Origin of the sequence: Streptomyces sp. NPDC048018, assembly GCF_043202995.1 — a bacterium.
Lineage (GTDB): Bacteria > Actinomycetota > Actinomycetes > Streptomycetales > Streptomycetaceae > Streptomyces.
Genome location: NZ_JBIDBK010000011.1, coordinates 177,836 through 183,835 on the forward strand (window position 1 = coordinate 177,836; position 6,000 = coordinate 183,835).

Genomic DNA, 6,000 nt, shown 5'->3' on the forward strand with positions numbered 1-6,000 from the left:
GCGATCTGGCTCCTGTTCAGCGGGGTGAGCGGGCTGGGAAGTCGGCGGGCCGGGAGGAGGAGCCGGACGCGAGCCGGTCGGCGAGCCGGTCCACCGCGCCCGCGAGCAGCTCCGGCGGCAAGAGGCCGGGGCCCCGGCTGCGGGCGAAGTCCGCGAAGGCCTCCGCCGTCGTGTAGCGGGGAACGAAACCCAGGGTCTCGCGCATCTGCACCGTGGACACCACCCGGCCATGGGTGAGCAGCCGGATCTGCTCCGGCGAGAAGTCGGTGACGCCGACCGTGCGCAGCGCCTGCCCGACCCAGGTGACCGCCGGCAGCAGCACCGGCACCGTGGGCCGGCCGAGCCGCCGCGCGCACTGGGAGAGCAGCAGCACCCCGTCCCCGGCCACGTTGAACGTGCCGCTGTTGAGGGTAGCCCGGCGCGGCTCCTTGGAGGCGAGCTCCAGGACGTCCATGACGTCGTCCTCGTGGACGAACTGCAGCCGCGGGTCGAAGCCGAGAACGGTCGGCAGGACCGGCAGGTTCAGGTACTCGGCGAGCGGGGAGTCCACGCGCGGCCCGAGGATGTTCGCGAAGCGCAGCACGCACACCGCCACGTCCGGGCGACGCCGGGCGAAACCCCGGACGTACCCCTCGACCTCGACGGCGTCCTTGGCGAAACCGCCGCTCGGCAGCGACTTCGCCGGGGTCGTCTCGGTGAAGACGGCCGGGTCGCGCGGGGCGGCGCCGTAGACGCTGGTACTGGACTTCACCACGAGGCGTTTGACCCTCGGCGACTTCTGGCACGCACCGAGCAGCTGCATGGTGCCGATGACGTTGGTCTCCTTGACCGACGTCCGGCCTCCGGACCCGAGCGCCGTCCCGGTGACGTCCATGTGCACGACGGTGTCCACGTCGTACTGGGCCAGGACCTTCGCGACGGCCGGCTGGCGGATGTCCGCCCGCACGAACACCGCGGTGCCCAGAGGGTGCGGGGACTCGACCGCGTCCACGGCGATCACCCGCTCGACCTCCGGATCCCGCTGCACGCGCCGCACGAAACGGGCACCCAGGTGCCGGGCCGCACCGGTGACGAGCACGACCTTGCCCAAGACAAGCGCCTTCCGTCGGTCTTCCATCGGAGTTCCGCTGACGGCCACCGTAGCGCCTTCGTATTTCGTCGCAATAAAGGCGTGGCCCCCCACCGTTGAAAGGTGGAGGGCCACGCCTTACGCGATACGCCGTCGCGACGTCGCTTACTTCTTGTTGCGACGCTGCACACGGGTGCGCTTGAGCAGCTTGCGGTGCTTCTTCTTCGCCATCCGCTTGCGCCGCTTCTTGATAACAGAGCCCACGACTACCCTCGCTCACTTCTCGGAACATCCCCGCGCCAGCGGGGATCGGTGCGGGGCGTCTGGGCCCACACGACCTACGAGGGGCTAGCCTACCGCCCCGCGGGACGGGCATGTAATCCGAGGGCAGATCCGGGCTTCCGGCCGCGCGCTCGCTACGCGGTCGCCACCCCCACGAAGGACTCCCTGAGGTACTCGTGAACCGCCTGTTCCGGCACCCGGAAGGACCTGCCCACCCGAATGGCCGGCAGATGACCGCTGTGCACCAAGCGGTACACGGTCATCTTCGAGACGCGCATCACCGAGGCGACCTCCGCCACGGTCAGAAACTTCACCTCGTTGAGAGGCCTGTCGCCAGCAGCCATGACCCACCTGTACCTTCCGCACACGACGCCCACCGGCTTCCCCTCCGGTGACTCTTCGTCGTTGTGCGCTCACGCCCAGAGTAGGGGCGGGTGGTACGAGTGGGGAAGAGGAGCCGCCATCGGCCGTTTACCGTGACAGACACGCTCGATTGAGTACATAGCGTGTGAGTGGACGGTAGTAGTCGGAGCGCACCCCGTCATCAAGCGGAACGGCCACGGACACCTGCCCCTCCGCCTCCCCGACGAACAGCGCGGGATCGTCCGTGTCGGCGAGCCCGATGGCTTCGATACCCAGCTGACCTGCCCCGCAGACCCAGCCGTGGTCCCCGACCACCAGCTCCGGCAGCGGCCCCCCGCCCTCCACGGCGCTCTCCAGGGCCGCCCGAACCGGCAGCGGCGAGTGCGTGTGCGCCCCCGGTTCACGCCCGCCACCCGGCTGGTCCGGTTCCCGTACCAGAGCGACCCCCCGCACGTAGTCCACGAGGTACGTGCGTACGCCGAACCGGGTCGTTATGTCGACACATCTCCCCTGCGCCGGGGTGAGAACAAGACATCCCGCCGCCGACAAAGCGTCTGCGAGCGCGACGTAGAAACCGAGCAGTCGGTGCGGATGCCCCGTCCCGAGGAGCACCGGGGCCCGCCGCGCCGCCGCCTCCCCCAGGCGTTCCGCGAACGCCGCCAGAGCACCCAGCGTCCGCTCCGGGTCGATCACGTCCGGCCCCGAACGGTGCGCCGGATCATCCGACACCCCGCACCGGTCCGCCATCAGTCGCAGCAGCTCGGCCTCGTCCCACGCCCACAGCGGATCGAGCCCGAGGGTCACCCGCGGATCGCGCGCCGCGAAGAGCCGGTAGCTCCGCAGACTGATCTCCCGCGAGGTCGCCACCGTCCCGGCCAACCCCGCCGCCAACAGATGCGCCCTCAGCGCCCCGGTACTCAGCACCCTCCGATGCTGCCGGAACCACCCACCCCCGGGGTCCGAACCTCCGGGACACCGCACAGTCGGCGTAACGGCCGCACCACCCGTGCGAACGCTTCAGGCCAGGACCCCACCTGCCCCGGCCACTCCGCTCAGGCCAGCAGCCCGCGCAACGGGAACACCGCCCGGCGCGTCGCCAGGATCGCCTGGTCGAGGCGGTCGGCGGGGTCGTAACCCTCCGACCAGTCCCGCCACCCGACCGGCCACCGCCCGTCCGTCATCCGGCCCGGGCCCGACTGCCGCGTCCGCGCGTACACCTCGTCCCGCCACGAGGACGGGATCACCGACTCCGGGTCCACCGGAGCATGCGCCGCGATCCCCACCAGATGGGTCCACGACCGCGGCACGACGTCCACGACCGCGTAGCCGCCACCGCCGAGCGCCAGCCACCTGCCGCCCTCGGCATGCGCGTGCGCCAGCTCGTGACAGGCCTCCTGCACCGCACGCTGCGCGTCCAGCGACACCGCCAGATGCGCCAGCGGGTCCTCGACATGCGTGTCCGCGCCGTGCTGCGTCACCAGCACCTGCGGCCGGAAGTCGGCCAGCAGCTCCGGCACCACCGCGTGGAAGGCGCGCAGCCATCCCGCGTCCCCGGTGCCCGCCGGCAGCGCCACGTTCACCGCGCCGCCCTCGCCAGGACCGGACGCGCCCGTCTCCTCCGGCCAGCCCGTCTGCGGGAACAGCGTCCTCGGGTGCTCGTGCAGCGAGATCGTCAGGACCCGCGGGTCGTCCCAGAACGCCGCCTGCACCCCGTCCCCGTGATGCACGTCCACATCCACGTAGGCGACCCGCTCCGCGCCGAGCTCCAGCAGCCGGGCGATCGCCAGCGAGGCGTCGTTGTAGATGCAGAAGCCCGAGGCCGCCCCCGGCATCGCGTGGTGCAGGCCGCCCGCGAAGTTCACCGCGTGCGCCGCGTCCCCGCGCCACACCGCCTCCGCCGCGCCCACCGACTGCCCGGCGATCAGCGCCGACACCTGGTGCATGCCCGCGAAGGCCGGATCGTCCACCGTCCCGAGCCCGTACGCCTGGTCCGCCGACCTCGGGTCCGCCGAGGCCGCCCGCACCGCCGCCACGTAGTCCTCGCGGTGCACGAGCCGCAGCGTCGACTCCCCCGCCGGCTTCGCCGCCACCACGTCCACCGCCCGGTCGAGCCCGTAGGCCCGCACCAGACCCATGGTCAGCGCGAGCCGCACCGGATCCATCGGGTGCTCGGCCCCGAAGTCGTAGCCGGTGACAGCTTCATCCCACATCAACAGTGCGCGGCCGCTCATGCTCGCCACCGTATCGGGCCTTCTGCGCGCCGAACGACGTGGCATACACCACCGTGACGAGCACCAGCACCATCGGCACCAGCATCGCCCCGCGGTAGCTCCACGCGTCCCCGAGCACGCCCACCAGCGGCGAACCGACCAGGAAGCCCACGTAGTTGAAGACGTTCAGCCGTGCCACCGCCGCGTCGCTCGCCCCCGGGAAGAGCCGTCCCGCCGCGGCGAAGGTCTGCGGCACGATCACGCTCAGCCCCAGCCCGAGCACCGTGAAACCGGCCATCCCCACCCAGGGCCCCTGGGCCACCGCCACCACCGCGAAGCCCAGCGCCGCCAGCACCGCCCCCCAGCGCACCACCCGGACCGCCCCGAAGCGCCGGACCCCGTGGTCCCCGACGGACCGCCCGAGCAGCGTCGTCACCATGTACGCGTTGTACGGCACGGTCGCCAGCTCCTCCGAGCTGTGCAGCACGTCCTGCAGGTACTTCGCCGACCAGTTGGAGACCGTCGAGTCACCGATGTACGCGAAGGTCATCACCAGGCACAGCGGCAGCAGCAGCCGGAACACCACGCCCTGGGCGGCTGCCCGGTCCTCCGGACCGGCGGCGGCCGCCGGCTCCCCGTCCACGTACCAACGGCTCCCGAGCAACACCACCGGCAGCAGCACCGCCACCACCGGCAGGTACGACACGAACAGCGACAGGTGCCAGTGCGCGCCCGCCCAGGCGAGGGAGGCCCCCGCGATGCCGCCCAGGCTGTACGAGGCGTGGAAGCCGAGCATGATGCTCCGGCCGTACGCCCGCTGGAGGCTCACCCCCAGCATGTTCATCGACGCGTCCAGCGCGCCGACGGAGAGCCCGAACACGCCGAGCGCCACCGCCGCCATCCACAACCGGGTGCCGGCCCCGACGCCCAGGAGCGCGAGCAGCACGACGGGCTGCGCCCAGCGCAGCACCGCGGCCGGTCCCACGCGCACGACGAGCTTCTCGGTCAGGACGCTGCTCACGCCGGCCAGCACCGGCACGGCGGCCAGGAAGACGGGCAGCAGCCCGTCGGAGATCCCGTACCGGTCCTGGATCCCGGGTATTCGGGTCACGAGCAGGGCGAAGGTGACCCCCTGCACGAAGAAACCGACCGTCAGGGATCCCCGCCCACGCCGCAACCGCGCATCCGTCATGGCGGCACAGCGTAGGGCCGGAGACTACCGCTGGGTAGATGGATCACCGACCCGATGCGGATCAGAGACCGAGGGTCGCCGGCAGCTCCGCCATCCGCCCGAAGAAACCGACGGCTCCGGCGAGCTTCGCCTCGGGCGTCATCGCGGTGAACCCGTAGACGTCCATCCCGGCCGCCACGGCGGCCTGCACCCCGAGCCGGCTGTCCTCGACCACCACACAGCGCTCGGGTGCCACGCCCATCCGCTGCGCGGCGTGCAGGAAGAGATCCGGCGCGGGCTTCCCCCGGCCGACGTCCTCGGCGCTGAACACGTTCCCGTCCCGGAACCACGCGTCGAGCCCGGTCTTCCGGTGCCCGACCCGGATCCGCTCATGGCTCCCGGAGGAGGCCACGCAGTACGCGATACCCTCCGCGTCCAGCCTCTTCAGCACCTCCGCCGCCCCGGCCACGGCCTCCAGGTCCCGCTCGAACGCGGCGAAGACCCGTGCGTGGAAGGTGTCGTCGAACTCCGCCGGCAGGCGCTGCCCGCTGCGCTCCTCGACCAGCTCGTGGATGCGGTGCATCGCGGATCCCATGTAGTCGCGCACCGACTCCTCGTACGTGGTGGGGTGTCCCACCTCGGTGAGATAGGCGGCGAGCAGCCGGTTGGAGATCGGCTCGCTGTCGACGAGCACGCCGTCGTTGTCGAAGATGACCAGGTCGTAGCGCATGGGACCAACCTAGATCCCCGGGTCCGGCTGCGGTGACCGGTCACCGAAAGGCCCGTGAACGCAGAAAAGCCCCGCACCATAAGGTGCGGGGCTTTCCCACAATGATTGTTCGGCGGCGTCCTACTCTCCCACAGGGTCCCCCCTGCAGTACCATCGGCGCTGAAAGGCTTAGCTT

The 6,000-nt window shown here is 71.4% G+C and carries 7 protein-coding genes; all 7 read right to left on the reverse strand.

Annotated elements, in window-relative coordinates:
• Positions 1–16 precede the first annotated feature (16 nt).
• Positions 17–1,090 (reverse strand): NAD-dependent epimerase/dehydratase family protein, encoded by a 1,074-nt coding sequence (locus tag ACGF1Z_RS31970; protein ID WP_393009536.1) that lies wholly within the window; start codon positions 1,088–1,090, stop codon positions 17–19.
• Positions 1,091–1,234: 144 nt separating this feature from the next.
• Positions 1,235–1,333 (reverse strand): 30S ribosomal protein bS22, encoded by a 99-nt coding sequence (locus ACGF1Z_RS31975; protein ID WP_003948845.1) that lies wholly within the window; start codon positions 1,331–1,333, stop codon positions 1,235–1,237.
• A gap of 152 nt (positions 1,334–1,485) precedes the next feature.
• Positions 1,486–1,695, reverse strand: coding sequence for a helix-turn-helix domain-containing protein (locus tag ACGF1Z_RS31980; RefSeq protein ID WP_046910004.1), 210 nt, complete (start codon positions 1,693–1,695; stop codon positions 1,486–1,488).
• A gap of 127 nt (positions 1,696–1,822) precedes the next feature.
• Positions 1,823–2,638: a phosphatase gene (locus tag ACGF1Z_RS31985; RefSeq protein WP_393009537.1), complete on the reverse strand. Its 816-nt coding sequence runs from the start codon at positions 2,636–2,638 to the stop codon at positions 1,823–1,825.
• 128 nt (positions 2,639–2,766) lie between these two features.
• Positions 2,767–3,945, reverse strand: coding sequence for an acetoin utilization protein AcuC (locus ACGF1Z_RS31990; RefSeq protein WP_393009538.1), 1,179 nt, complete (start codon positions 3,943–3,945; stop codon positions 2,767–2,769).
• Complete coding sequence (locus tag ACGF1Z_RS31995; RefSeq protein WP_393009539.1) at positions 3,914–5,116, reverse strand: MFS transporter; 1,203 nt, start codon at positions 5,114–5,116, stop codon at positions 3,914–3,916. Before ACGF1Z_RS31995 ends, ACGF1Z_RS31990 begins: the two co-directional genes overlap by 32 nt.
• A gap of 61 nt (positions 5,117–5,177) precedes the next feature.
• The gene (locus ACGF1Z_RS32000) at positions 5,178–5,825 is read right to left on the reverse strand and encodes an HAD family hydrolase (RefSeq protein WP_393009540.1); all 648 of its coding nucleotides are present in this window, start codon (positions 5,823–5,825) and stop codon (positions 5,178–5,180) included.
• Positions 5,826–6,000: the final 175 nt, after the last annotated feature.